This window comes from Streptomyces coffeae (genome assembly GCF_016741875.1).
GTDB classification, from domain to species: Bacteria; Actinomycetota; Actinomycetes; order Streptomycetales; family Streptomycetaceae; genus Streptomyces; species Streptomyces coffeae.
Genome location: NZ_JAERRF010000009.1, coordinates 283,491 through 306,784, shown reverse-complemented (window position 1 = coordinate 306,784; position 23,294 = coordinate 283,491). Strand labels below are relative to the sequence as shown.

The window sequence follows — 23,294 nt, the reverse complement described above, 5'->3', positions numbered from 1 at the left end:
GGTCGTGGGATGCCTGGCAAGACTGAGTGCATCCCGACACAAGGAGTCTTGATGAGCACGACCGATGCGGTCGCCTTCTGGGACGGCGTCTACGCGGCCCGGCCGGCGGTCGGCGACCCGCAGCCGAATGCTCGCCTCACCGAGACGGTGACGGGCCTGCCGCCCGGTGACGCGATGGACCTCGGATGCGGCGACGGCGGCGATGCGCTGTGGCTCGCCGGCCAGGGGTGGCAGGTCACCGCCGTCGACATCTCGGCTGTGGCGGTCGAGCGGCTGGCCGCCCTCGCCCGCTCACACGGCCTCGGCGACCGGGTCATCACCGTGCGGCACGACGTGCACAAGGCTTTCCCGCCCGGCGTGTTCGACCTGATCTGCGCCCACTACCTGCATACCCCGTGCGAGCTGGACCGGGCGACCGTCCTGCGCTCGGCCGCGCATGCTCTGCGCCCGGGCGGGCGGTTGCTGGTCGTCGACCACGGCTCGGCCGCGCCGTGGTCGTGGAACCAGGACCCCGACATCCGGTACCCGAGCCCGCGGGAGGTCGCCGCTGATATCGATCTGGCCCCGAAGACATGGACGGTCGAGCGGGCCGACGCTCCCCACCGGATCGCGACCGGCCCCGGCGGGCAGACGGCCGAGGTCACCGATCACGTCCTCCTCATCCGCCGCACCGCCTGACGCGGTGGCCCGGCGCCCCCAACGAAGGAAGGGAGACCACGGTGCCCAGCACCACGCGCCACAACCGCCGCCGCGACACTCCGCCGCCCCGGACCGGAAGCAGTGAGATCGAGGTTCTGCGCGGATTCCTCGACTACCTCCGGACCTCGATCGCCGCGAAGGTCGACGGCGCCCCCGAACCGCAGGTTCGAACAGCTGCGGTGCCGTCGGGCACGAACCTGCTCGGACTGCTCAGCCACCTGACTTTCGTCGAGCGCTCGATGTTCCTCGGGGACGACGTCACCGACTGGCAGGCGACGTTCCAAGCCGCACCGGCGGACAGCGTGGCCGATGTCGTCGCCCGCTACCGGGACGCGGTCAAGCACGCGAACGGCGTTCTCGACGGTTGCACCGATCTGGGCGCACCGGTCCCCCGACCGCGGCCGGACCGCCCCGCTCCCAGCATCCGCTGGGCACTCACCCACATGATCGAGGAGACCGGCCGGCACGCGGGCCACGCGGACATCCTCCGCGAACTCATCGACGGCACGACCGGCCGCTGATCCACCTTCTCCAGGACAGGAACACATGATCACAGCACCACGGCCGTTGCCGCGCCGCTGCCTCCGATCCGCGCACACGGTGGCAACCGTGGTGCTCACGCTCCTGCACAAGCTGATCGCCGATCGGCTCGGGGTGCGTGACGCCCGTGTCATCGGGCACGATTGGGGTGCCGCGGTGGCATTCCACTACGCCGGCCAATTCCCCGACGACACCGCACGCCTCGGCTACCTTGACCTGCCGCTGCCCGGGCCCGCGATGGACGCACGCACCTACCGCTCACTGAGCTGGCACATCGCCTTTCACTCCCAGCGGCGGGTCCCCGAGGCAGTCGTGGACGATGATGTCCGCACGTACCTGGCACTGTTCTATCCCCAGGTCTCCTTCGGTGGTACGGCGTTCGGTGGCACCTCTGACCGGTCCCCGTTCACCCGCGCCGAGATCAACGAGTACGCACGAACCTACCGTCGGCCCCAGGTCCTGTCGGGCGGCTTCGAGCTCTACCGCTCCCTCGACAAAGACGTCCGCGACACCGTGGCCCCGCGCATGACCAACATCGTTCGGGCGGTGGACGTGCCGAAGGCCGGGCACTGGCTCGTCGAGGAGAACCCTCGGTTCGTCACCGCCGAGCTATTGCGTTTCCTCGACGGATGACCATGCCGCCAAGGCGGCGCGGGAAGCCGCTCGGCACAGGCCCCACTTATCGGTCGTCACCATCCAGTTCGCCGACTGGCTCTCGCTCCAACAGATCAACGTGTGCTTGACCGACCGCTACCGCGTCGACCGCGTCTTCTTGGCCCGGGACGCCGCCCGCAGCCACTCGCAGGAGCCCTCTCCCATGCATACATACGACGTCACAGTGACCACCAGCGCCTCGCCGGAAACCGTCTGGAAGCTGCTGGTCGACGCCGCAAGCTGGCCGCTGTGGTCCAAGGTGGACAGTCTGGATACGACACGGTCGACCTCGACCTCGACCTCGACCCCGGCGGCGACGACGGCGTCGGTGCCGTCCGGGCTTTCCGGACGGGACGCATCGTGACCGGGGAGCGGCTGACCGAGAAGGTCGAGCGACGCCTCTTGGCACGCGGCGGATCACCCGGGAGTCTCGTACACGGCCTGGACCGGGTCAGGCGCTGTCGGGGTCGCCCGCCCACACGGTGGGGGTGCGCTGTGCCCAGGGGGCGGCTTCTTCCAGCTGTCCGGCGAGGCGGAAGAGGACGTCCTCGCGTCCGTAACCCGCGGCGAACTGGATGCCGATGGGGAGGCCGGTGGCGGGGTCGGTCTCCAGAGGGACGGACATGGCGGGGGTGCCCGCGATGTTGAAGGCGGCGGTGAAGGGGGAGCGGTGGAAGAGTTGCTCGAGCCAGCCGAGGCCGTCGGCGCCTTCGGCGTCCTTGGCGTATGTGCCCAGGGGGACGGGCAGTTCGGGCAGGGTTGGGGTCAGCAGCAGGTCGTGGCCGGTGAAGTAGCGGCCGATCGCCCGCGCGACGCTGTTGCGCATCGCGAGCGCGTGGACGAACTCGGCCCCGCTGACCCGCTGTCCGTAGGCGTAACTGGCCAGCGTCTCGGGTTCGACGGTGGTGGAGTCGATGGGCCGGTCGAAGGCGGCGGCGAAGCCGTCGATCCAGGTCACCAGGTTGGCGGTCCAGAGGCGGGCGTTGGCCACGGCGAATTCCTCCCAGCCGATGCCGAGGTCGACCTGGACCTCTTCCACCTGGTGCCCCAGTGACTCGGCGAGCCGCGCGGAGCGGAGTGTGGCGTCGATGATGGCTCCGTCGACGGCCCGCCCGCCCCATGGCCGCGTGAGGAGGCCGATCCGCAGACTGCCCGGGGAGCGGGTGACCTCCTGCGCGTAGGGGCGCTCCGGCTGCTGGGCGGCGTAGGGGTCGCCGATCTCGGGGCCCTGGATGAGGTCCAGCAGCGCGGCGCTGTCGCGTACCGAGCGGCTGAGGGCGCCGTGGACGGCGAGCCCGTTGAAGACCTCGTCCGCGTCGGGGCCCATGGACACCCGGCCGCGGGTCGGTTTCAGTCCGAACAGGCCGTTACTGGCCGCGGGGACGCGGAGGGAGCCGGCGGCGTCGGTCGCGTGCGCGATCGGGACGATACCCGCGGCGACGGCGGCGCCCGAGCCGCCGCTGGAGCCGCCGGGACTGCGGGTCGGGTCCCAGGGGTTGCGGGTGGCGCCGTACAGGACGCCTTCCGTCGTGGTGCTGTACGCGAATTCCGGCGTCGCGGTGCGGCCGAGCGTCATCAGCCCGGCGCGGCGGAAGCGCGCCATGAGGGATGAGTCGGTCCCGGCGATGTTTCCCGCGGCGAGACGGCTGCCCAGCTCCATGCGCTTGCCGGCCATCGCGACGGCCAAGTCCTTGATGAGGAAGGGCACGCCCGCCAGGGGTGTGCTGCCCGGAGCCGGTGTGTCCTGCGCGGGCCAGGTTTCGACGACGGCGTTGATCCGTGGGTTGACGGCGTCGGACGCCTGTTGGGCGAGTGAGGCGAGTTCGGCGGGGGCCACTTCGCCCCGAGCGACCAGGTCGGCCAGTCCGACGCCGTCGTAGGTGACGTACTCCGAGCGCTTCATTGTGGCTCCTTGCGGGGAAGTGTTGATACCTATGAGTCTCGCTCGATACCGATCGGTATCGAGCGAGACTGCTCGGTAACGTAACATGGGGGTTGGGGTGGTGCAACGCTTGAACGGACCGATGAAAGGCCCTGAGTGACAGGCAGTCAGAGAACCAGCAGGCACAGCAGGGTGGCCACGTTGCCGCCCCGGGAGCGGATCCTCGACGCGGCCGAGGAGCTCTTCTCCCGTGAGGGGATCAAGGGGGTGGGGGTACAGGCGATCGCCGACCGGGCCGAGACCACCAAGATGGCGCTGTACCGCCATTTCGCGACAAAAGACGCCCTGGTGGAGGAGTGGCTCCGGATTGTCGCGGCCGACTACACCGCCATGTTCGACCGGCTGGAGGCCGCACACCCCGACGATCCCCGGGCGCAGATCCTGGGCGTGGCACGGTTCATCGCCGACGGACTTCCCGACATCTCCTACCGGGGTTGTCCGTTCGTCAACTCCATCGCGGAACTGCCCGACCCCACCCACCCGGCACGCCTGCTCATCAAAGCCCACAAGGTCGGCCAGGCGCACCGGATGACCGACCTGTGTGCCCGGGCCGGACTGTCCGATCCGGACGACGCGGCCGCGGAGATCACCTTCGCTCTCGAAGGGGCCCAGGTGACCGCCCAGAACGGAAGCATCGAGCAGGTGGGTGAGCGGCTGGTGAGGATCGTCGAGGCTGTCCTGGACCGCCGAACGGCCCTCGGTGGCACGGGCGCGGCCGACCACCCTGGATAAGGCCGCGGGTCAGGTGACCGTGGCACGTTGACGGAAGCGGTCCGCGCGGTGCTCACCGCCGCCCGCCACGTCTCGCAGCTGCCTCATCGCCGTGAGCACCTCGCCGTGCGAGAGATAGAGCGCGTTGACGCCGAAGCGCAGCAGGTCCGGCGCGCGCATATCGCCGATGACGCCGCGCGCGGCGAGCGCCTGGATCAACCCGTACGCCTCGGGGTGGCGCAGTACCGCCTGGCTGCCGCGCCGCTCCGGCTCGCGCGGGGTGACGGGCGTGAAGCCGAGCCCGTCGAGCAGGGTCGCGGCGCAGTCGAGCAGGAAGCCCGTCAGGGAAAGGCTCTTGGCGCGCACCTGCTCCATCTCCACGCCGTCGTACGCGGTGAGCGCGGCCTCCAGGGCGAGCAGCGACAGCATCGGCGGGGTGCCGATACGAGCCCGGCCGATGCCCTCCGCCGGGACGTAGCCGCCGCTGAGGGCGAAGGGGGCCGCGTGCCCGTTCCATCCGGTCAGGGGATGGTCGAAGGCCGCCTGATGGCGGGCGGCGACGTAGAGGAAGGCGGGGGCGCCGGGGCCCCCGTTGAGGAACTTGTAGCAGCAGCCCACCGCGAAGTCGGCGCCCATCGCGTCGAGGCGCACCGGCAGCGCCCCGGCGGCGTGGCAGAGATCCCACAGCATCAGCGCACCGGCGTCCCGCACGGCGCGGGTGATCCCCGCCATGTCGTACAGCTCGCCCGTGCGGTAGTCGACGGGCCCGTATCCGGCGACGGCCACCCGGCCGCCCTCCTCGGCGAGGAACCCGGACAGCTCCCGGGCCGGGACACGGCGTAGCTCCAGACCGAGCAGGCGGGCCACGGAGGCGGCGATGTACTGGTCGGTGGGGAAGTGGTCGGGGTCGGTCACCAGCAGGGGGCGGTCCGGGCGCGAACGGGCGGCGGCGGTCAGGGCGTTGAAGAGATGGATGCTGGTGGAGTCCCCGGCCACGGTCTGGCCCGGCGCCGCGCCGACGAGCCGTCCGATGGCGTCGCCCACCCGCAGGGGCGCCTGCCACCAGGCGTTGTCGTTCCAGGAGCGGATCAGGTCCGTGCCCCACTGCCGGTGCACGGCGTCCTCCAGGGCGGCCGGCACGGCCGCCGGCAGCGGGCCGAGGGAGTTGCCGTCCAGGTAGACGACGCCCTCGGGCAGCAGGAAGCGGTGCCGCAGCGGGGCGAGCGGATCGGCGGCGTCGAGCGCGGCAGCCCGCGCCGCCAGGCTCTCCGGCGCCTCGGTGAGAGGGGACGGTCCGGTGGGCACAGCGGATCCAGTGGGCACGGCGGGGCTCTCCTCCCGGTCGGGGTGCGGTGGCCTCATGGGCGAATCCGGTGCGTGAGACGGCCGAGTTCCTCGACGACCGCTCGACTCGCCCCGGAGCCCGGCTCGATGAGGGTGTAGTGGCCCGTCCCGGGCAGCGTCACGAGCTCCGCGTCCCGGTGCACCGCGGTGTAGGCGGTGAACTGCTCATGCGGCAGCTCCTCGTCCATCTCGCCGTGCAGCACCACGGTCGGCACGCCCGTGCTGCCCGCGTCGCGCAGCAGCGTGACCGGGTCCACCAGTGACAGCAGCGGCTCCAGCCGGTCCGCCCCGCCCAGCAGTTGGTGCACCGCGTCGTCGCTCAGCCGCTCCCGTGCGCAGGCCGCCAGATCGGTGATCGGGGCCAGCGCGAGGACCGCCGACGGCAGTCGCGTGCCGTGCCACGGCGCGTCCTCGGGCAGCAGGGCGCGCGCGGCCGCCCACAGCGCGAGATGACCGCCCGAGCAGTGTCCGGCCAGTACGTACGGCCGCCCGTCCGGGATGGTGTCCAGCGCCAGCGCGATGTCGTCGAACGTCTCCGGATAGCCGCCCGCGCCGCCGGAGCGGCGGAAGCCCGGCAGGACGACGGTGAGTCCGCTTGCCGCCAGATACGCGGCGAACGGGGTGAGGTGCATCCGGTCGTACCGCCAGTAGCCGCCGTGGAGCAGCACCACCATCGGAGCGTCCGCGTCCGCCCCCGGCCACATGTCGTACACCTGGTGGGGGTGTGTGCCATAGCGGCGGTGGACGGGTGCCAGTACGGGCTTCAGGCCCAGCACCCGGCGCTCCTCCTCGGCATGGGCCGCGGAAACCTCCCTAGACATGGCCACGTGCGCTCCAGAGTTCGGGGAACACGGGACGTTCGGCGCGCTTCTCCAGCCACGACAGGCCGGAGGAACCGGCGCTGCCCCTCTTGCCGCCCATCGCCCGGCGCACGGCCAGCAGATGGTCGGCGCGCCAGCGCAGGACCAGCTCGGCGGTGTCGGTGAGCATCTCGCCCAGCGACACCAGCGGATCGTGCCGGGGCCCGGCGTAGATCCGCCGCCAGGACTCCTCCACCCCCGGGTCGGGCCGGTACTCCTCGGTCACGTCCCGCAGCAGGACGTGCTCGGGGACGGGCAGCCCCCGCCGGTTCAGAAAGCCCAGCACCTCGTCGTAGAGCGATGGCTCGGCAAGCGACTCCTGGAGTTCCGCGTAGACCACCGCATGTCCCCGGTGGGGCTGGATCAGCGAACGGGACTTGTCGCCGAGCAGGAACTCCATATGCCGGTACATCGCGGACTGGAACCCGGAGGCGCTCCCGAAAGCGGCGCGGAAGCCGTTGAACTGAACCGGCGTCAGCCGGGCTATCGGGTACAGCGAGGCGTTGAGGGACCGGTGCGCGTCGCGACCGCGGCCCAGGGCGTCCATGGCCTCGTCGAGGTCGTCCTTCATCAGCGCGTCGCGGGCGGCCCGCCACTCGTGGACGATCAGCGTGAACCACAGCTCCATCACCTGTGTGGTGACGAGGAACCCCATCTCCTCGGGGGCCTGGGTGAGCGGCTGCTGGAGCGAGGACAGCACGGAGGCGTGGACGTAGTCGTCGTAGGGCGTCGACTCCTGGAAGCCGAGGAACGGGGCGTCCTCGACCAGGGCGGTTCCGGTGGTGGGTTCGTCGGTCATGACCTCTCCTGTCAGGCGTCGAAGTCGAACTCGATGTCGTCCGATTCCGGCAGGGCGCGGCAGGCCAGGGTGTAGCCGGCCGCCAATTCGTCGGCGCCCAGGGCGTACTGGCGGCCGAGGGTGACGCGGCCGCCGGTCACTTTGGCGCGGCAGGAGCCGCACAGGCCGTCGCGGCAGGAGTACGGGGTCTCGGGGCGGGCGCGCAGCAGGGCGTCCAGCACCGCCCGGTCCCCGGGCTCCATGGTGGTCACGGTGGTGCGGCCGCCCAGCCGTGCGGTGATCCGTCCGGCGGTTCCCGCGGACCGGCGTGCGGGACCGTCCGGCCCGTCCTCGGGGAAGGCCGTTCCGGTGGAGAACAGTTCGAACCGCACGCGCTCCGGGTCGGCGCCCCACGCGGCGAGCGCCGCGCGCCCCTCCTCCACAAGACCCCACGGGCCGCACAGATAGAAATGCGTATCGTCGCCGGGCTCGGCGCCCAGCAGCGCCAGCAGTCTCGGCAGCCGGTCGGTGTCGATGCGCCCGGACAGCAGATCGGTCTCCCGCGTCTCCCGGGAGAGCACATGCAGGACGAAGAACCGCCCCGGGTGGGCGTCCTTGAGGTCCGCCAGCTCGTCCGCGAGCAGCACCGACCGCGCGGTGCGGTTGGCGTGCACGAGCGACACCCGGCACGCCCGGTCGTCGCGCAGCGCCGCCTGCGCCATGCTCAGCAGTGGGGTGATGCCGCTGCCGGCGGCGATCAGTACATGGTGGGCGCCGCGCCGTGTGGCCAGCCGGAAGTCACCGGTGGGCGGGGCGAGTTCCAGGAGATCCCCGGCGGCCAGGTCACGTGTGGCGTACTCGGCGAACCCGCCCGGGCCCAGCCGTTTGACCACCAGCCGCAGCCCGTCGCACGCGCCGGGCGGGGGCGGCGGGCAGACCGAGTAGCTGCGGCGCAGCTCCCGCCCGTCCAGGACGTGCCGGACGGTCACATGCTGGCCGGGCCGGTGGGCGAAGACGCCCGCGAGCGCCTCCGGCACCTCCAGGGACACCGCCACGGCGTCGTCCGTCAGCGGCTCCACCGAGCCCACCCGGAGCCGGTGCCAGCCCGTGGCCCGGCGCGTCATGTCCGTCACGGCGCCTCACATCGCTTTCAGCTGCGCGAAGGTCTCCCGGCAGGCCGCGCACACCAGCACGGCCTGGCAGCGGGTCGCGCCGAACGGGCTCTGCGGACGGGTCGCGGCCGAGCCGCAGTGCGGGCAGGGCACGCCGAGACCGAGCCGCACCGGCAGCGGGCCCGTGGCGGGACCCGGCGGGGCGATGCCGTGCTCGGCGAGCTTCCGCCGGCCTTCGGCACTGATCCAGTCGGACGTCCAGGCGGGCGCGAGCTCCTGCCGCACCCGTCCCTCCGGATGGCCGCACGCGGCCAGCACGTCCCGGATGGCGGCCTCGATCGACGGCATGGCCGGGCAGCCCAGGAACGTGGGGGTGATGACGACCTCCAGCACCCCGTCCGGCGCCGGTTCCACGGCGCGGAGCACGCCCAGATCGGCCAGGGTGACCATCGGCAGCTCCGGATCCGGTACGGCCGCCACCCGGGCCCGTACCTCCCCGGCGGCCATCGCCGGTGCGGTGCTCACCAGGTGCCTCCCGGGTACTGGCGGCGGACCGACTGGAACTCCGCCAGCAGCGGGCCGAACGCCTCCGTGTGCAGCCCCGAGCGGCCGCCCGTCGCCGCCCACGCTCCCGGCGGCACCTCCAGACCGGCCTCCGCCAGCACGGCGGCCGTCTCCCGCTCCCACGGTTCCCGCAGCCGGGCCGGATCCACCCCGGTACCGGAGGCGTCGAGCCGTCGGGTCAGCTCGTCGCTCTCGAACAGCTCGGCCGCGTACGGCCATACGTGCGCCAGGCCCGCCCGCATCCGCCGCCGGCTCTCCTCGGTGCCCCGGCCCAGCCGGACCGTCCACTGCGCGGCGTGCATCCGGTGGTACTCGACCTCCTTGGCCGCCCGCACGGCGAACGCCGCCAGCCCGGGATCGGCCGAGCGCTCCAGCTCCGTCCAGAGCAGCCGGCAGTGGACCGAGTACGCCAGCTGCCGGGCGATCGTCATGGCGAAGTCCCCGCCCGGCAGCTCCACCAACAACACGTTGCGGAACTCCCGCTCCATCCGGCCGTACGCCAGGTCGTCGTCGGTGCGGTCCGTGCCGTCCAGACGCCCGGCGAGGGACAGCAGGGTACGGGCGTGGCCGAGCAGGTCCAGGGCGATGTTGGACAGGGCCAGGTCCTCTTCGATGGTCGGCGCGCGGGTGATCCAGGCGCACAGCCGCTGGCAGAGGATCAGCGCGTCGTCGCCGAGCCGCAGCGCGTACCCGGCGGTGTCGAGCTGTTCCCGGGGGATCTCGCTAACCGTCATGGCCGTCCGTCTCGTTGAGGGGGACGTAGTGCTCCGGGTGCCGGAACGGCTTGTGCTCGGCGTTCGCGAACAGCGGGCCCTTCTCGTCCGGCGCGGAGGCCCGGACGTGGTCGGAGCGCACCACCCACAGGGAGACCGTCTCGCCCCGCCGGGTGTACAGGTCCCGGGCGTTGGCGAGCGCCATGTCGGCGTCGGCGCCGTGCACCGACCCCACGTGCTGGTGCGCCAGCCCCCGGCGGGGCCGGATGAACACCTCCCACGGGATCCGCTTCCGTACGGTCTCCTCGCTCATGCCGCCTCCCCGTGTTCCGCCCGCTCCCCGTGTTCCGCCTGGCGGGCCGCGTACGCGTCGACCGCCTCGCGCACCCAGGCGCCGGCCGCGTGCGCCGCCACCCGGTGGGCCAGCCGCTGCCGGGCGCACGCCGAACCGTCGCCGAGCACATCGCGGAACTGCTGCCAGTCCACCGGGGTGAAGTCGTAGTGCCCGCGCTCCTCGTTCCAGCGGATCGCCGGGTCGGGCAGGGTGACGCCCAGCCGCTCGGCCTGCGGTACGCAGTTGTCGACGAACCGCTGCCGCAGCTCGTCGTTGGTGTGCCGTTTGATCCCCCAGGCCATCGACCGCCGGGTGACCGACGTGCCCATGGCCGCCGTCCGCGCGTCGGCGCCGCCCGCCACCGTGTCCGGCGGCCCGAACATCAGGGCAACCGCCGGAAGCCACCACCGGTCCACCGCGTCCTGCGCCATCCGTTTCTGCTCCGGGGTGCCCCGGCACAGCGACCACAGCACGTCGTAGCCCTGCCGGACGTGGAAAGCCTCCTCCTGGCAGACCCGCCGCATGGCTCGCGCGTAGGGCCCGTACGAGGTCTGGCACAGCGGCACTTGGTTGACCACGGCCGCGCCGTCCGTCAGCCAGGCGATCGCGCCGGTGTCGGCCCATGTCAGCGCCGGGTGGTTGAACGTGGCCGCGTACCTCTGATGGCCTCGGTGCAGCGCGTCCAGCAGCTCCGCCCGGTCCACGCCGAGCGTCTCGGCGGCCGCGTAGAGATACAGCCCGTGCCCGGCCTCGTCCTGCACCTTCGCCAGCAGACTCGCCTTGCGGTGCAGTGAGGGCGCGCGGGTCAGCCATGCGCCCTCCGGCTGCATGCCGATGATCTCCGAATGGGCGTGCTGGGCGATCTGCCGCAGCACCATCCGCCGGTAGCCGTCGGGCATCCGGTCGCCTGGCTCGATCTGTTCGCCGGCGGCCAGCAGCGCCTCGAACCGCTCCTCGGGACACCCTTCACGCGTCTTACGCACTTCACGCGTCTCTGGCACTGTCTCACTCCCTCGGTCACGGCGGCGCCTCGTGCGGTGCGGCGCTTTGTGACATAAGGAGTGCGGGGTGCCCGCCGGCAATCCCGTGACGAAGGACACGCGGGGAACCTGCCGGGGCGAGGGATTGTGCCGTGCCGACGGTGCCTCTCTCCCCAGTGCGGTCAATTGCCGTAGCTGTACGACCAGGGAAGGGCAACGCATGGGCACCGTACGGGAGATGCTTGTCGAACTCACCGGCACACCGGAGTTCGCCGAGGGCGTCGAGGACAACACCGACCTCAGCGCCAGCGGCATCGACTCCGGCGACCTGGTGCGCCTGGTGCTGCTCATCGAGCAGCGCACCGGCGTGGAGGTCACCGCCGAGGACATGGAGGGCCTGATCACGCTCGCCGACTACGAGCGGTTCGTGGCCGAGCGCACCGGCGCCGCACAGCCCGGCGGCGCCTGATGTGGCTGACCCAGCTGATGGAGCGCAACCGGCAGTGCTTCCCGGACCGCGCGGCCTTCATCGACGAGCGCCGTTCGGTCACCTGGGCCGGGCTCCACGACCGGACGGCGCGGCTGGCACACGGGTTCGCCGCGCGGGGCGTACGGCCCGGCGACCGTGTGGCGGTGCTCTCGCTCGACCGGGTCGAGGTCCTGGAGACCTACTTCGCGCTCGCCCGGCTCGGCGCACTGTTCGTCCCGCTCAACCACAGCCTGACGCCCGACGAGGTGACGGGCATCGCCGAGCGCACCGAACCGGCCGCGGTGGTCGGTGAGGCCGAACTCCTCGCCCGCCACCCGGACCTGCCCGCGCGCCTGCGGATCGCCCTGGACGGCGAGGAGTTCGCCGCGCTCGCCCAGGGAGACGGCGAGGGGACGGAGGTGGAGCTGCCGGACGTCGCCGACGACGCCCCGGCGGCGATCCTGCACACCTCCGCCACCACTGGCCGGGCCAAGGGTGTCACCGTCGACCACGCCTCCTTCCGGGCCATCGCCCTCGGCTGGCTCGCCTCGGCCCGCCCCGCCGACGACATGGTGCTGCTCAACTGCTGCCCCCTCTACCACGGCAGCATGGTGGTGTCGCTCACCTACATGGCGGCCGGTGCCACCGTTGTCCTGCTGCCGGGCTTCAAGCCGCAGACGGCCCTGGCCGCGATCGAGGAGCACCGCGCCACGCACATCTGGCTCGTTCCGCAGATGCTGCGCTTCCTGCTCCAGGCCAAGGCCGCCGAGACGGCCGACCTGTCCTCGCTGCGCGAGGTGCTCTACGGCGCCGCGCCCATGCCCGTCGACCTCTACGCGACGGCCGTGTCCCGGCTGGGCTGCGGCTTCCGGCAGGTCTACGGCATGACCGAGGTCGGCGGCCCGTTCGTCACCCTCGGCCCCGAGGAGCACCCCGCGCCGGACGCCGTGGCCGAGCGCCTCCCCAGCGGCCGGGTCATCGCCGGCATGTCCGTGCGCGTCCTCGACACGGAGGGCTGTGCGGCCGAGCGGGGCGCCATCGGGGAGATCTGCGTACGCGGGCCCGGCGTCATGCGCGGCTACTGGCGCGACGAGCAGGCCACCGCCGAGATCACGGTGAACGGCTGGACCCGCACCGGCGACCTCGGCTTCCTCGATGCGGAGGGCCGCATCCACCTCGTCGACCGCAGCAAGGATCTGATCATCCGCGCCGGGCTGAACGTCTACCCCACGGAGATCGAACAGGCCCTGCGCGCACACCCGGCCGTGCGCGACGCCGCCGTGGTCGGCATCCCGGACGACGACTACGGCGAAGTGCCGCTGGCGTACGTCGTCGCCGACGAGGGGACGAGCGCCGCCGAGCTGCTGCGACACGCCGCCGGGCAACTCGCCCCGTACAAGCGCCCCCGCCGCGTCGAGTTCATCGATCAGGTGCCGAGGAACCCCGCCGGAAAGATCCTCAAGAAGCTGCTGCGAGCCTGACCGTTGCCCAGCGCGAAGCCGTCGGGAAGCGACCGGATACGCACCGCCGTCGCTCTCCTCGCCCTCCGGCCGACCCTCGCCGCCGATGGGGTCGGCCTCGGCATCGCCGCCGTCGGCGACCCCGCGGCACGCCCGGCCGGGCCGGACGAGCGGCGGCGGGCGGACACCATGCCGCCCGCCCGCCGCCGCGACTTCCTCGCCGGACGCCACGCCGCCCGCCGCGCCCTGGCCGCCGCCGGACAGCTGACGGGAGACATCGGCTGTGCCGGCCGGCGTCCCGTGCCGCCCGCGGGAACCACCGTCTCCATCAGCCACTCCGGGGGCCTGGCCGTGGCTCTGGCGGCTCTCGCGTCCCTGGGCCGGGCGCTCGGCTGCGACCTGGAACTGCGCGGTCTGCCGCTCCCGGCCGCGCATCTTGTGCTGCGTCCCGATGAGGAGAGCTGGGTACGCGCCGCGGGCGGTCCGGCGGCGGCCGAGGCCCGTCTGCTCGCCCTCTTCTCGGCCAAGGAGGCGGCGTTCAAGGCGTTCGGCGTGCTCCTGCCCGTCGGCCGCGCCCCCACGACCCTGCTGGGCATCACCGCCACACCGGTGCCGGGCGGTTTCCTCGCCCGGCACCGGTGTAGTCGGCGGGAGGCGCCCGGTCAGGCGCTCCAGATCGGTGTGGTCCCGGCGGGACCGGGCGTGTTCACCTGGACGGCCGGGGCCACGGAGCGGACCGCCGAGACGATCCGGCCGACCAGCGGCGCCGGGTCCGGCTGGAAGTAGAAGTGACCGCCCGTCAGCACCTGGGCGCCGCAGAAGCGGATGCTCCGCTCGGCCCAGGTGTGCATCAGATGCCAGGGCGCGATCGGGTCGGTGTCCCCGGCGAAGACCGACAGCGGCACCGTCAGCGGGCCCGTGCCGTGCCGGGGCTCCCAGCGCTCCGCGATACGCAGGTCCGCGCGGAGGACGGGCTCGATCAGCGCCCACATCTCCGGGTCCTCCAGCACCTCGCGCGCGGTGCCGCCCATGACGGCCAGCCACTCGCGCAGTTCGTCCTCGGGCAGATCGAAGTGCGGCTCGGCACGCGGGTGATGCTCGGGCGGGCTGACGGCCGACAGGCCCAGCCAGCGGGGCAGCGGTAGCCCGCGGTCCCGCAGCGCGAGGGTCAGCTCATAGCCGGCGACGGCGCCCATGCTGTGCCCGAACAGGGCGTACGGCCGGTCGGCCCAGGGCCGGACGTCGGCCACGTACGCCTCGGCCAGTTCGGCCGCCGTCTCGCGGAGCGGGCCGGGGCGGCCGCCCCGGCCCGGCGCCTCGACCAGGCACAGCTCCCAGTCCGCCGGCACATGGGCGGCCCAGGGGCGGTACGGGATGTGGGAAGCGCCGGAGTGGTGCAGGACGAACAGCCGCAGCGACGGCGCGTCCACGGGCCGGGGGCGGATGACGGATAGCGGGCTCACCGGGTGCGGCTTCCTTCGGGGCGGGCTTCCGGGGACGGTTCCGGGCTGCCGGATCCTTCGGGGCGGGACGTCGCCCACGCGTCGAGCACCGCCAGCTCCCGGGCCCGGTCCAGTGCCGGGGCGGGCTGGTCCGGGCGCTGCGGCAGGTCGGTCAGCGGGCGGAGCCAGCGCCAGGTGTCGGCGGCGGTCTCGTGCGCCGGGCGGCAGACGAGCCCGGCGCCCCGGGCCCGCTCGGTGGAGAATCCCCACACCGAGCGCTCCGGGACGGCTCCTGGCGCCCACAACGGCAGGTCCAGCCACGGCCGCAGCCCCTGGGCGAGCAGGAAGTCGTCCGGCACCCACACCGGTTCCCCGCCGCCGGTGGCATCACGGCAGGCGGTCAGCCAGGCACCGTAGTCCAGGCCCCGCGGCCCGGCCACGTTCCACGCGCCGCCCTCGGCGGCGCCGTTGGCCAGGGCCAAGCCGAACCGCGCCACGTCGCGCGCGTCGACCAGCGGCAGCGGGGCCCGGGGGCTGCCCGGGGCCAGCACCGGCCCGCCGTCCGCGAACCGGCGCAGCCAGTGGGCGCTCATCCCGGTGTCCTCGTGCGGGCCGACCACCGCGCCCGGGCGCAGCAGCTGCGTCCGGCCGGCGAAGTGCCGCCGGACGGCGCGTTCGCAGCCCGCCTTGAGCACCCCGTAGTGCCCGCCGTCGGGACCCGCCTCGTCCGGGCAGTCGTGCAGGGGCGCGCTCTCGTCGCCGTCCAGCGGGTCGAAGGGGCCGTTCCGCCGGTAGGCGGCGACGCTGGAGACGAACACATACGTGTCCGCGAGCCCGGACAGGGCCGCCGCCGAGGAGCCCACCACCCGCGGGACATAGCCGCACGTGTCGACGACCGTGTCCCAACTCCCGCCCGCCGCCGGCGCGGACAGGTCGGCGGCCACCGTGCGGTCGCCGCGCACGCTCTCGACGCCGGGTATGTCAGGCCCGGTGCGGCCCCGGTTGAAGGCGGTGACGGTGTGCCCCGCCGCGAGCGCCTCGGTGGCGAAGGCGCGGCCGAGGAACGCGGTTCCGCCGAGGATGAGAAGCCTCATGCCGCCTCCCCCCGCGAGCCGGCGGCGGTGTGCGCGGTGCGCCGGCCGCCCGGCACGGGGGTGCGGCCCGGCCGGGGACAGGGCTGCCCGCGGTCGTCGGCCGGGCCCCGGACCTCGGGGTCCGTCGCGTCGTTCCGGTCCATGGGGCTGTTCCGGTCCATGGGGCTGGGGGTCACGAGGATCGTCCTTCCCTGGTGGGGTGTGAGCCGTCGCCCGGTGCGCCCGGGGCGAGTCGGGCGTTGAGGGGCGCGGCGAGGAACGGAAGGTGCGCGGGGCGCAGGATCTCCTGGTGGAGAGAGTCCAGCACGTGGTCGGTCACCTCACCGGTCATATGCGGCCGCCAGCGCTCGGCGGGCGGCGGCGCGTCCGCGGCGTGGCTGCGGCGCGCGGTGAAGACCAGCAGGTCGCCGTCGACCGTGCCGGGCGTGTGCCCGGCGACCAGCCCGGTGTTGTGCCGCATGACGTCCACCATGCGGCCGAGTTGGGCCTCGTCGATGCCGGCCAGGGCGCTGCCGCTGCTCCGCAGCGCGGCCACGGCGGCGGCCCGGTCCGGCGGGGCCGCGCCAGGGGCGGGAGCCACCCCCGCGCCGTCCAGCAGCAGACCCAGCAGGATGCCCTCCAGTTCCTCGGGCGCGGGCAGCGACCCGAGGTCCTCCTGCCGCAGCGGGAAGCTGTCGAGGACGGCGAGGAGTTCGACGCGCTCTCCCGCCCGCTGGAGCCGTTCGGCCACCGCGTGCGCGACGAACCCACCGAGCGACCAGCCGAGCAGCGCATACGGCCCGGACGGGCGCAGCTCACGGATCCGCCGCGTGTAGTCGTCGGCCATCTCCTCGATGGAGCCCGGCAGCGCGGCCGGGTCCGTGAGGCCCGGCGACTGCACGCCGTGCACCGGAACCGCCCCGTCGAGGTGGGCGAGGAGCGGGGCGAAGGGCCAGCAGATGCCTCCGCCGGGGTGGAAGCAGAACAGCGGAGTGGCGCTGCCCTCGGGCCGCAGCGGCAGATGCGGGGCGAACGGGGACGCGCCGGTCGACCGTCCCTCCAGATGCGCCGCGAGCCCCGCCACCGTGGGGTGTTCGAAGAGGGCGGCGACGCCGACGGAGTGGCCCAGCACCGTACGGATCCGGCTGACCAGGCGAGTCGCCAGCAGTGAACGCCCGCCCAGGTCGAAGAAGTTGTCGTGGCGGCCGACCCGGTCGACGTCGAGCACGGAGCACCACAGGTCGGCGAGCGCCCGCTCGGTCCCGTCACGCGGGGGCTCCCCGCCGCGCGTCGCGCCGCCGGGGGCCGTGACGCCACCGGTCCCGGCCCGGCGCAGCCGTTCGCGATCCACGTCGCCGTCCGCGGTGAGCGGCAGGGTCTCGTGGTGCACCCGAGCGCAGGAGGCGGGCGTGCCGAAGACGTCCGCCGGGCCCGGCCGGTCCGCCCCCTGCCGCCCGGTCCCGGGAGCCGGTACCAGATAGGCGGTCAGGCGGTGCAGCGGATGCGCGGGACCCGTGAGATGGCTGCCCACCCAAGGGGCGCCGCCGTCCAGGCCGATCAGCAGGTGCGGCTCGTCGTGACGGAGGGCGACATCCAGGGAACGGACGGCCTCCCGGGGACCGAGCGGCAGATAACCGCGGGCCCGGGTCAGCGGTTTGAGAGCGTAGCCGCGGCTCATACCGCGCTCGTCCCACATGCTCCAGGCCAGGCTCACCGCCGGCATCCCGGCGTCCCGCCGCCCGGCGACAAGCGCGTCCAGCTGGGCGTTGGCGGCCGCGTAGGCGGCCGCTCCGGCGCCCCCGAAGTGGCCGTTGACGGAGGAGTAGGCGACGAACAGCGCGTCGGGCCGGTCGCCGAGCGCCTCCAGGAGGTGTTCCGTGCCGGTGGCCTTCGCGGCCAGGACGCGCTCCCAGTGGTCCGCGTCCGCCTCGCCCAGCGGGCGTTCCTCCAGCACACCGGCGAGGTGGAACACCCCGTCCAGCGCCCCGCCGTGACACCCGGCCGCCTCCCGCAGCACCCGGTGGACCGCCGCGCGGTCGGTGACGTCGGCGACGGCGTACCGAACGTCGCCCAGCGCCCGCAGTTCCTCCAGCGCGGCCGCCCGGCCGGGATCCCGGCCCGGGTCGCCGCGCCCGACCAGGGTCACGGCGGCGCCGTACGCGGTGAGCAGATGGCGGGCGGTGTCCACGCCGAGCCCGCCAAGACCGCCGGTGAGCAGATAGTGCCCGCCCTCGCGCAGCGGCGACGCGTATCCGGGAGCGGGCAGCTGTTCCAGCCGCTGCACGTACCGGACGCCGTCCCGGTAGGCGATGTCCCCGTCGGTGACGGGGGACCGGCTCTCCGCCCACAGCAGGGCCGCGAGCCGCTCGGGTCCACCGGCGGTGTCCACGTCGATCCACCGGCCGGTCAGCCACGGCCACTCCTGCACGCCGCTCTTGAGCACGGGAACGGCCGCGGCCCGCCCCGGCACAACGGGGCCCCGCCCGGCGAGCCCCGCCCGGCTGGAGGTGGCCACGACGTCCAGGACGAGCGCCCGTCCGGTCGCCTCCCGTACGGCGGACTGGGCGCGCAACAGGGCGGTCAGCGCGGCGAGCGGCTCCGGCTCCCGCGCCGGCGCGCCGAGCAGCCGCAGATCCAGCACGCGATCGGCCCGGTCGAGCGCCTCGTCCCCCGTCGCCCCCGGGCCGAGGACGGTGCACCGGCCGCCCGCCGCCCGCACCAGCCCGAAGAAGGCGTCCGCCACCGCCCCGCCGGGGTCGGCGAGTACCACCGTGTGGGCCCGGTCGACGGCGGCGAGCGGGGTGCGCGGGGCCTCGGCGCGCTGCCAGACGGGCCGGTGGAACCGGTTGACGATCGTCCGCTCGTTGCCCAGCAGCAGATCGGTCCGGCGCAGCGCCGCGTCGAACTCGCCTGCCGCCAGGCGCTGTTGCAGCGCCGATCGCTGGATCTTGCCGATCTCCGTCTTGGGAATGGCGGCGGGCTCGGTGAACACCAGGAACGAGGGGGACACCCCCGTCTCACGGGTGACCCGGCCGGTGATCTCGACGGCCAGCCGCCGTTCGTCGGCACCGGGCTGCGGACAGCAGAAGAGAGCGAGCCGGTCGGTGGTGTCCCCCGGCGCGCGGGCCGCGACGGCGGCGGTGTAGGAGCGCTCCACGCCGGGGACGTCCTCGGCCACGGCCTCGATGTCGTGGGACTGGAGATTGACGCCGTTGACGATGATCGTGTCCTTGGCCCGCCCGGCGAGATACAGCTCGCCATCGCGCAGGAACGCCAGATCGCCGGTTTCGAACCAGCCGTCCGCGGTGAAGGATTCGGCGTTCTTCGCCGGTTCCCGGTGGTAGCCGTAGGTCACGGCGGCGCCGTGCACCTGGAGCCGGCCGACGGCGCCCTCCGGCACCGGCAGTCCGTCCTCGCCCGCCACCCGGACGGAGAACCCGGGGAGCGGGCGGCCGCAGCTGACGAACGTGTCGTCGTCCGTGCTGTTCTCCAGCGTCAGCACGCTGTCGGCCTCGAGGGAGCAGGTCTCCGACATGCCCCAGGCCGGGTGCACGGCGGTGCCGGAGAGCCCGTACGGCGCGAGCGCGGCCAGGAAGCGGCGCACCACCCGGGCGATCACCGCCTCGCCGCCGTTGATCGCGAACCGCAGACAGGAGAGGTCCCAGCCGCGGCCGGGTTCCTCGGCGAGCCGCTCGCCCACCAGCCCGTAGGCGAAGTTCGGCGCCCAGGTGGTGGTGGCGCGGTACCGGTCGATGCCGTCCAGCCAGCGCAGCGGGTCTTCCAGCACCCAGGACGTGGGCGCGATCACCTGCGAGGCGCCCGCCACCAGATCGCGCACATGCGTCATGAGGAGGCCGCCGACGTGGTCCAGCGGCATCCAGTTGTACGACCGGTCGGCCGGGCCGATGCCGTGCCGCTGATGGACCGCGGCGACCTGGGTGAGGATATTGCGGTGCCGCTGCTCGACGGCCTTGGGGCGTCCGGTGCTGCCCGAGGTGAGCAGCAGCAGGACGAGGCTGTCGGGCGAGGGCCGGTACCAGTCCTGGTCCTGGCCGCCCGTCAGCAGCTCGTCGACACAGGCCACGCGGGGAGTGCCGCGCCCCTGCCGGGCCAGCAGCCCCGTGATCCCGGCACGGGCCGTGGACGGTGCGAGGATCCACGGCTCGCCGAGGGTGTCCCAGGCGTCGGCCAGCCGTGCCGCCTGGGCGCTGTCCACGCCGTAGCCGCCGGGCGGGGACGCCAGTGGCACGGCGGCGAACCCGCCGATGACACAGGCCCAGAAACCGGTCACGAAGTCCCGGGTGTCCGGCAGTTGGAGGAGCACCGGGTCGCCCGGCCGCGCGCCCAGCCGCCGCAGACCGCCCAGCACCCGGGAGGCGTCCTCGGCGAGCGCGGCGTACGACTGCTGCTCCTGCGGGCCGTCGGCCCGCAGATGTGTCATGCCGCCGTCCCCGGCCGCGGTACGGCGCAGCGCGGCCGCCAGGTCCGCCACGGGCAGCGGGTGCAGCTCGGGGCCGGTGGAGACGGAGGGCGGGGCGTCGGCCTTCGCGGGTTCCGAGGACCGCGCGGATTCCCGGTCCGTACCGGCCTGTTCGGTGCCGTGGCCGGACCCGCGGGGGCCGAGGTCGCGTGTGCCGAGGTGCAGCCGGTCGGGCTCCGGAGGTGGATCGTCGGTGACCAGCACGATGGCGGGCCCGCCGTCGGCCTCGGCTGTGAGGTGCCGCTCCCAGGCGGCGGCGAGCTCCTCGTCCACCACCGGCAGCCGGTCCAGGACCGCGACGTCCACGCCCCCGTCGGCAGTGCGCGGCAGGACGGAGACGGCCACCACCCGCGCGGGCGGGGCACCGGCAGGCAGCGCGGTACGCGCGGCGGCGGTGAGCCGCTCCCGGTCCACGGCGGCGGACGGCACCACGAACGCGACCGCCTCCAAGGCGCCGTCCAAGCCCTGTCCGGCGGATACTGGCCGTCGGCGGAACGTCACCCGGCAGTCGCGGACGGCGTCGAGCGCCAGCAGCGCCCGCTCGACGCAGGCCGGGTCCACCCACTGCCCGCCCAGCACGGCGCCCTCCGAGCCACCGCCGTCCGCCGTCAGACGTCCGCCGGGGTCGATCCGGCCGGTGTGGCCGACGGGCTGGAGGAGCAGCCCCGCGCCGAACGGGTCCTTGCGCTCGGGGAGTCCGGCGACGGTACCGCCGCGTGGGGCGGCCCAGACGCCGCCCGGCACCCCCCACGGGGCGTGCGGCCCCTCCCCGTCCAGCACGCACACGGGAAGCAGCGGGCCGAAGTCCGCCCGCCCTTCGGGCGCCAGGGCGTACGGGCCGACGCCCGGGGCCAGCGCGACCCGGTCGGCCGCGCCCCGCGGGCCCGGTGCGGGCGGGGCGAGCAGCACGGTCCGCGCACCGGGCCGGGACGGCGGCCGGTCGGCGGCGAGTACCACGGTGGGTGAGGCCATCCGGCCGCCCTGTTCGTCCTGGCCGCCCCGTTCGTCGTTGCCGCCGAGGAGCAGGCGGGCGCCCGAGGCGAGCGCGGCCAGCACGCCCCGCACGAAGGCCGGGGAGCCGGGCGGCGCGGCCACGGCCACCCGGTCGTCCGGGCGCAGTCCCGCGGCGTCGGCCAGCAGTGCGGTCTGGGCGGCGAGAGCGGGGGAACCGACGCCCAGCAGGCCGTGGTCCGACCACTCCAGCAGCACCGGGCCGCCGTCGCCTCCGGACGCGGCGGGAACGTCCTCCGCGTCCGGTGCGGTGTCCCCGAGCGGGACACGGGGCACGCCCCACGCGCCCTCGGCGTCGGTGAGCACGGCGTGCGCCCCGCCGCGGCGGACGAGGTCCCGGTTGCGCTCCGGCGGGTCGGCCGGGTCAAGAACGACCACCGCCGCCCCGGTGCGCAGGGCGGCGAGCAGCGCCGTCACGCCGGACGCGTCCGCTCCGGCCGCGACGGCCAGTCGGCTGCCCGGGCCCGTACCGGCGGCCGCGAGCCGCGCCGTCAGCCGCGCGGCCCTGCCGTCCAGCTCCCGCCAGGTCAACTCGTCCGCGCCGGTGGCGACGGCCACGTCACCGGGACGTTCGGCGACCACCCGCGCGAAACGCTCCGGCAGTGCGACCGGCTCCGTCTCCTCCACGGCCTCCGCCGGGCGGCCCTGCCGCGCCAACTCGACAGCCAGCGCGGTGTGTTCCTCCTCGGTGAGCAGGTCCAGGGCGGTCACCGGAGTGAGCGGGGCCGCCACCGCCGCCTGGAGCAGGCGGACCCAGCGCTGTGCCATCCGCCGCACGGTCGGCTCGTCGAACAGATCTGTGCCGTAGACGACCAGGACTCGCAGCGCGCCGCCGTCGTCCTGGACATGGAACTCCAGGTCGTGCCGGGTGGACTGGGCGTCGACGAGGAAGTGCGCGGCCTTCAGCCCGGCCAGCTCCGGCTCAGGGAGGGCGAAGTCCTGTAGCGCGAAGACCGCCTGGACGAGAGTGGCGCGGTCGCCCGTCCGCTCCGGGGCGACCTCCGCGACGATCTGCTCCAGCCGCGTCCGGTCGTGGGCGCGGCCGCCGAGCACGGTCTCCCCGGCCCGCGCGACGAGTTCGGTGAACGACGGGGCGCCGGTCAGCGACAGCCGCATGGGCAGGACGTTCGCGAAGTAGCCGACGACCGGCTGCACTTGGGGCTCGTCCCGGTTGGCGAACGGGGTGCCCACGATGATGTCGTCGCCGCCGGTGTGCCGGGACAGGAACGCGGCGTACCCGGCCAGGAGTGCGGTGTAGAGCGTCACGCCGCGCTCCCGGCAGAACGCGCGCAGCGCCGAGGTGAGCGGCGCGGGCAGCTGGAGCTCCCACTGCGCGCCCGCGTACGAAGGCCGGGCCGGGCGCGGGCGGTCGGCGGGCAGGTCCAGGACCGGCAGCTCGCCCGAGAGGCGTTCCCGCCAGTAGGCGAGCCCGGCCCGCGCGTCCTCGGTGTCCTGCCGCTCGCGCTGCCACTCGGACCAGTCGGCGTACTGGATGGACAGCTCGGGCAGTTCGGGGGCGCGGCCCACGCACCGGGCCGCGTATGCGACGCCCAGTTCGCGCACCAGGATGCCGAGCGCCCAGCCGTCGACGACGATGTGATGGACGCACAGGACGAGGATGTGCTCGTCCTCGGCCAGCCGCAGCAGCCCCGCGCGGACCGGCGGTTCTGCCGTCAGATCGAAGGGGCGCCGGGCCAGGGCGTCGAGTGCCGCGCGCAGGGCCTCATCGTGCTCCGGGGCGTCCTCGCCGGGCAGTGCGGTCATGGTGAGCGGCACGTCGGCGCGGTCCAGGACGACCTGACGCAGCTCGTCGCCGGAGTCGTCGAAGACCGTCCGCAGCGTCTCGTGCCGGTCCACCAGGTCCGCGACGGCCGCCGCGAGCGCGTCCCGGTCCAGTGTGCCGGTCAGCCGCAGGGACAGCGGGACGTTGTAATACGGGTTGTCCGGGGCGAGTTGCTGGAGGAACCACATCTGCTCCTGGGCGGAGGAGGCGGGGAAGGCCAGCCGGCCGGGCTCCTCGGAGCCGGGCGCGGGAGAGGTCTCGACAGTGGTCGCGGAGGCGGGACCGTCCGCGGCGGTTGCGGGCATACGGGACTCCTGGACAGGGCGGTGCGGGCGGCTGGGGTCC

20 protein-coding genes and 1 pseudogene are annotated in these 23,294 nt (G+C 74.0%); 8 read left to right on the top strand and 13 right to left on the bottom strand.

Annotation, left to right across the window (positions count from 1 at the left end):
• The first annotated feature begins 51 nt into the window (after window positions 1-51).
• From JK363_RS18055 to JK363_RS18040, 4 genes are all read left to right on the top strand, one after another.
• Window positions 52-678 (top strand): SAM-dependent methyltransferase, encoded by a 627-nt coding sequence (locus tag JK363_RS18055; RefSeq protein ID WP_201875933.1) that lies wholly within the window; start codon window positions 52-54, stop codon window positions 676-678.
• Between the two features lie 41 nt (window positions 679-719).
• Window positions 720-1,220 carry a DinB family protein gene (locus JK363_RS18050; RefSeq protein WP_201875932.1) on the top strand — a complete coding sequence of 167 codons (501 nt, stop codon included), beginning with the start codon at window positions 720-722 and terminating at the stop codon, window positions 1,218-1,220.
• 88 nt (window positions 1,221-1,308) lie between these two features.
• A complete protein-coding gene (locus JK363_RS18045; RefSeq protein ID WP_307821762.1) occupies window positions 1,309-1,872 on the top strand; it encodes an alpha/beta fold hydrolase in 564 nt (187 codons plus the stop codon).
• A gap of 106 nt (window positions 1,873-1,978) precedes the next feature.
• Window positions 1,979-2,257: an SRPBCC family protein gene (locus JK363_RS18040; protein WP_236075879.1), complete on the top strand. Its 279-nt coding sequence runs from the start codon at window positions 1,979-1,981 to the stop codon at window positions 2,255-2,257.
• Between the two features lie 87 nt (window positions 2,258-2,344).
• Here the strand turns inward: JK363_RS18040 and JK363_RS18035 are convergent, their stop codons facing one another.
• Window positions 2,345-3,796 (bottom strand): amidase, encoded by a 1,452-nt coding sequence (locus JK363_RS18035; protein WP_201875931.1) that lies wholly within the window; start codon window positions 3,794-3,796, stop codon window positions 2,345-2,347.
• A 171-nt stretch (window positions 3,797-3,967) separates the two neighbouring features.
• On the opposite strand from JK363_RS18035, the gene JK363_RS18030 reads away from it, so the two are divergent.
• Window positions 3,968-4,567, top strand: coding sequence for a TetR/AcrR family transcriptional regulator (locus tag JK363_RS18030; RefSeq protein ID WP_201875930.1), 600 nt, complete (start codon window positions 3,968-3,970; stop codon window positions 4,565-4,567).
• A gap of 9 nt (window positions 4,568-4,576) precedes the next feature.
• Here JK363_RS18030 and JK363_RS18025 read toward each other — a convergent pair whose 3' ends face one another.
• The 8 genes from JK363_RS18025 to paaA are packed head-to-tail and all read right to left on the bottom strand — an operon-like array spanning window position 4,577 to window position 11,252.
• Window positions 4,577-5,869 (bottom strand): kynureninase, encoded by a 1,293-nt coding sequence (locus JK363_RS18025; protein ID WP_372444805.1) that lies wholly within the window; start codon window positions 5,867-5,869, stop codon window positions 4,577-4,579.
• Between the two features lie 35 nt (window positions 5,870-5,904).
• Window positions 5,905-6,711, bottom strand: a complete 807-nt coding sequence (locus tag JK363_RS18020) for an alpha/beta hydrolase family protein (protein ID WP_201875928.1) — start codon at window positions 6,709-6,711, stop codon at window positions 5,905-5,907.
• Window positions 6,704-7,549 (bottom strand): tryptophan 2,3-dioxygenase, encoded by an 846-nt coding sequence (locus JK363_RS18015; RefSeq protein ID WP_201875927.1) that lies wholly within the window; start codon window positions 7,547-7,549, stop codon window positions 6,704-6,706. Before JK363_RS18015 ends, JK363_RS18020 begins: the two co-directional genes overlap by 8 nt.
• 11 nt (window positions 7,550-7,560) lie before the next feature.
• The gene (locus tag JK363_RS18010; RefSeq protein ID WP_201876050.1) at window positions 7,561-8,652 is read right to left on the bottom strand and encodes a 2Fe-2S iron-sulfur cluster-binding protein; all 1,092 of its coding nucleotides are present in this window, start codon (window positions 8,650-8,652) and stop codon (window positions 7,561-7,563) included.
• A gap of 15 nt (window positions 8,653-8,667) precedes the next feature.
• Window positions 8,668-9,147: a 1,2-phenylacetyl-CoA epoxidase subunit PaaD gene (gene paaD / locus JK363_RS18005; RefSeq protein ID WP_201876049.1), complete on the bottom strand. Its 480-nt coding sequence runs from the start codon at window positions 9,145-9,147 to the stop codon at window positions 8,668-8,670.
• 14 nt (window positions 9,148-9,161) lie between these two features.
• Window positions 9,162-9,938 (bottom strand): 1,2-phenylacetyl-CoA epoxidase subunit PaaC, encoded by a 777-nt coding sequence (gene paaC, locus JK363_RS18000; RefSeq protein ID WP_201875926.1) that lies wholly within the window; start codon window positions 9,936-9,938, stop codon window positions 9,162-9,164.
• Window positions 9,928-10,230, bottom strand: a complete 303-nt coding sequence (paaB, locus tag JK363_RS17995; RefSeq protein ID WP_201875925.1) for a 1,2-phenylacetyl-CoA epoxidase subunit PaaB — start codon at window positions 10,228-10,230, stop codon at window positions 9,928-9,930. Before paaB ends, paaC begins: the two co-directional genes overlap by 11 nt.
• The gene (gene paaA / locus JK363_RS17990; protein ID WP_201875924.1) at window positions 10,227-11,252 is read right to left on the bottom strand and encodes a 1,2-phenylacetyl-CoA epoxidase subunit PaaA; all 1,026 of its coding nucleotides are present in this window, start codon (window positions 11,250-11,252) and stop codon (window positions 10,227-10,229) included. The genes paaB and paaA overlap by 4 nt, the downstream gene beginning before the upstream one ends.
• Before the next feature lie 199 nt (window positions 11,253-11,451).
• Between paaA and JK363_RS17985 the strand changes: the two genes are divergently transcribed.
• The 3 genes and pseudogenes from JK363_RS17985 to JK363_RS42520 all read left to right on the top strand — a co-directional run.
• Entirely contained in the window at window positions 11,452-11,700 is a 249-nt protein-coding gene (locus JK363_RS17985) for an acyl carrier protein (protein ID WP_201875923.1), read from the top strand.
• Complete coding sequence (locus JK363_RS17980; protein WP_201875922.1) at window positions 11,700-13,181, top strand: class I adenylate-forming enzyme family protein; 1,482 nt, start codon at window positions 11,700-11,702, stop codon at window positions 13,179-13,181. Before JK363_RS17985 ends, JK363_RS17980 begins: the two co-directional genes overlap by 1 nt.
• 3 nt (window positions 13,182-13,184) lie before the next feature.
• Window positions 13,185-13,709, top strand: a pseudogene (locus JK363_RS42520) (4'-phosphopantetheinyl transferase superfamily protein); the annotation flags it as partial.
• A gap of 113 nt (window positions 13,710-13,822) precedes the next feature.
• Here JK363_RS42520 and JK363_RS42515 read toward each other — a convergent pair.
• The 4 genes from JK363_RS42515 to JK363_RS17960 are packed head-to-tail and all read right to left on the bottom strand — an operon-like array spanning window position 13,823 to window position 23,254.
• A complete protein-coding gene (locus JK363_RS42515) occupies window positions 13,823-14,623 on the bottom strand; it encodes a thioesterase II family protein (RefSeq protein WP_307821761.1) in 801 nt (266 codons plus the stop codon).
• The gene (locus JK363_RS17970; RefSeq protein WP_201875921.1) at window positions 14,620-15,696 is read right to left on the bottom strand and encodes an NAD-dependent epimerase/dehydratase family protein; all 1,077 of its coding nucleotides are present in this window, start codon (window positions 15,694-15,696) and stop codon (window positions 14,620-14,622) included. Before JK363_RS17970 ends, JK363_RS42515 begins: the two co-directional genes overlap by 4 nt.
• Window positions 15,693-15,872: a hypothetical protein gene (locus JK363_RS17965; RefSeq protein WP_201875920.1), complete on the bottom strand. Its 180-nt coding sequence runs from the start codon at window positions 15,870-15,872 to the stop codon at window positions 15,693-15,695. Before JK363_RS17965 ends, JK363_RS17970 begins: the two co-directional genes overlap by 4 nt.
• Window positions 15,869-23,254: an SDR family NAD(P)-dependent oxidoreductase gene (locus JK363_RS17960; protein ID WP_201875919.1), complete on the bottom strand. Its 7,386-nt coding sequence runs from the start codon at window positions 23,252-23,254 to the stop codon at window positions 15,869-15,871. Before JK363_RS17960 ends, JK363_RS17965 begins: the two co-directional genes overlap by 4 nt.
• Window positions 23,255-23,294 lie beyond the last annotated feature (40 nt).

Excerpts from the sequence above, each read along its gene's own strand:
- JK363_RS18055 (WP_201875933.1), top strand. The coding sequence starts at position 52 with ATGAGCACGACCGATGCGGTCGCCTTCTGGGACGGCGTCTACGCGGCC.
- paaB (WP_201875925.1), bottom strand. The coding sequence starts at position 10,230 with ATGAGCGAGGAGACCGTACGGAAGCGGATCCCGTGGGAGGTGTTCATC.
- JK363_RS18010 (WP_201876050.1), bottom strand. The coding sequence starts at position 8,652 with ATGACGCGCCGGGCCACGGGCTGGCACCGGCTCCGGGTGGGCTCGGTG.
- JK363_RS17960 (WP_201875919.1), bottom strand. The coding sequence starts at position 23,254 with ATGCCCGCAACCGCCGCGGACGGTCCCGCCTCCGCGACCACTGTCGAG.
- paaC (WP_201875926.1), bottom strand. The coding sequence starts at position 9,938 with ATGACGGTTAGCGAGATCCCCCGGGAACAGCTCGACACCGCCGGGTAC.
- JK363_RS18015 (WP_201875927.1), bottom strand. The coding sequence starts at position 7,549 with ATGACCGACGAACCCACCACCGGAACCGCCCTGGTCGAGGACGCCCCG.
- JK363_RS18035 (WP_201875931.1), bottom strand. The coding sequence starts at position 3,796 with ATGAAGCGCTCGGAGTACGTCACCTACGACGGCGTCGGACTGGCCGAC.
- JK363_RS17985 (WP_201875923.1), top strand. The coding sequence starts at position 11,452 with ATGGGCACCGTACGGGAGATGCTTGTCGAACTCACCGGCACACCGGAG.
- paaD (WP_201876049.1), bottom strand. The coding sequence starts at position 9,147 with ATGGCCGCCGGGGAGGTACGGGCCCGGGTGGCGGCCGTACCGGATCCG.
- JK363_RS17970 (WP_201875921.1), bottom strand. The coding sequence starts at position 15,696 with ATGAGGCTTCTCATCCTCGGCGGAACCGCGTTCCTCGGCCGCGCCTTC.
- JK363_RS18020 (WP_201875928.1), bottom strand. The coding sequence starts at position 6,711 with ATGTCTAGGGAGGTTTCCGCGGCCCATGCCGAGGAGGAGCGCCGGGTG.
- JK363_RS17980 (WP_201875922.1), top strand. The coding sequence starts at position 11,700 with ATGTGGCTGACCCAGCTGATGGAGCGCAACCGGCAGTGCTTCCCGGAC.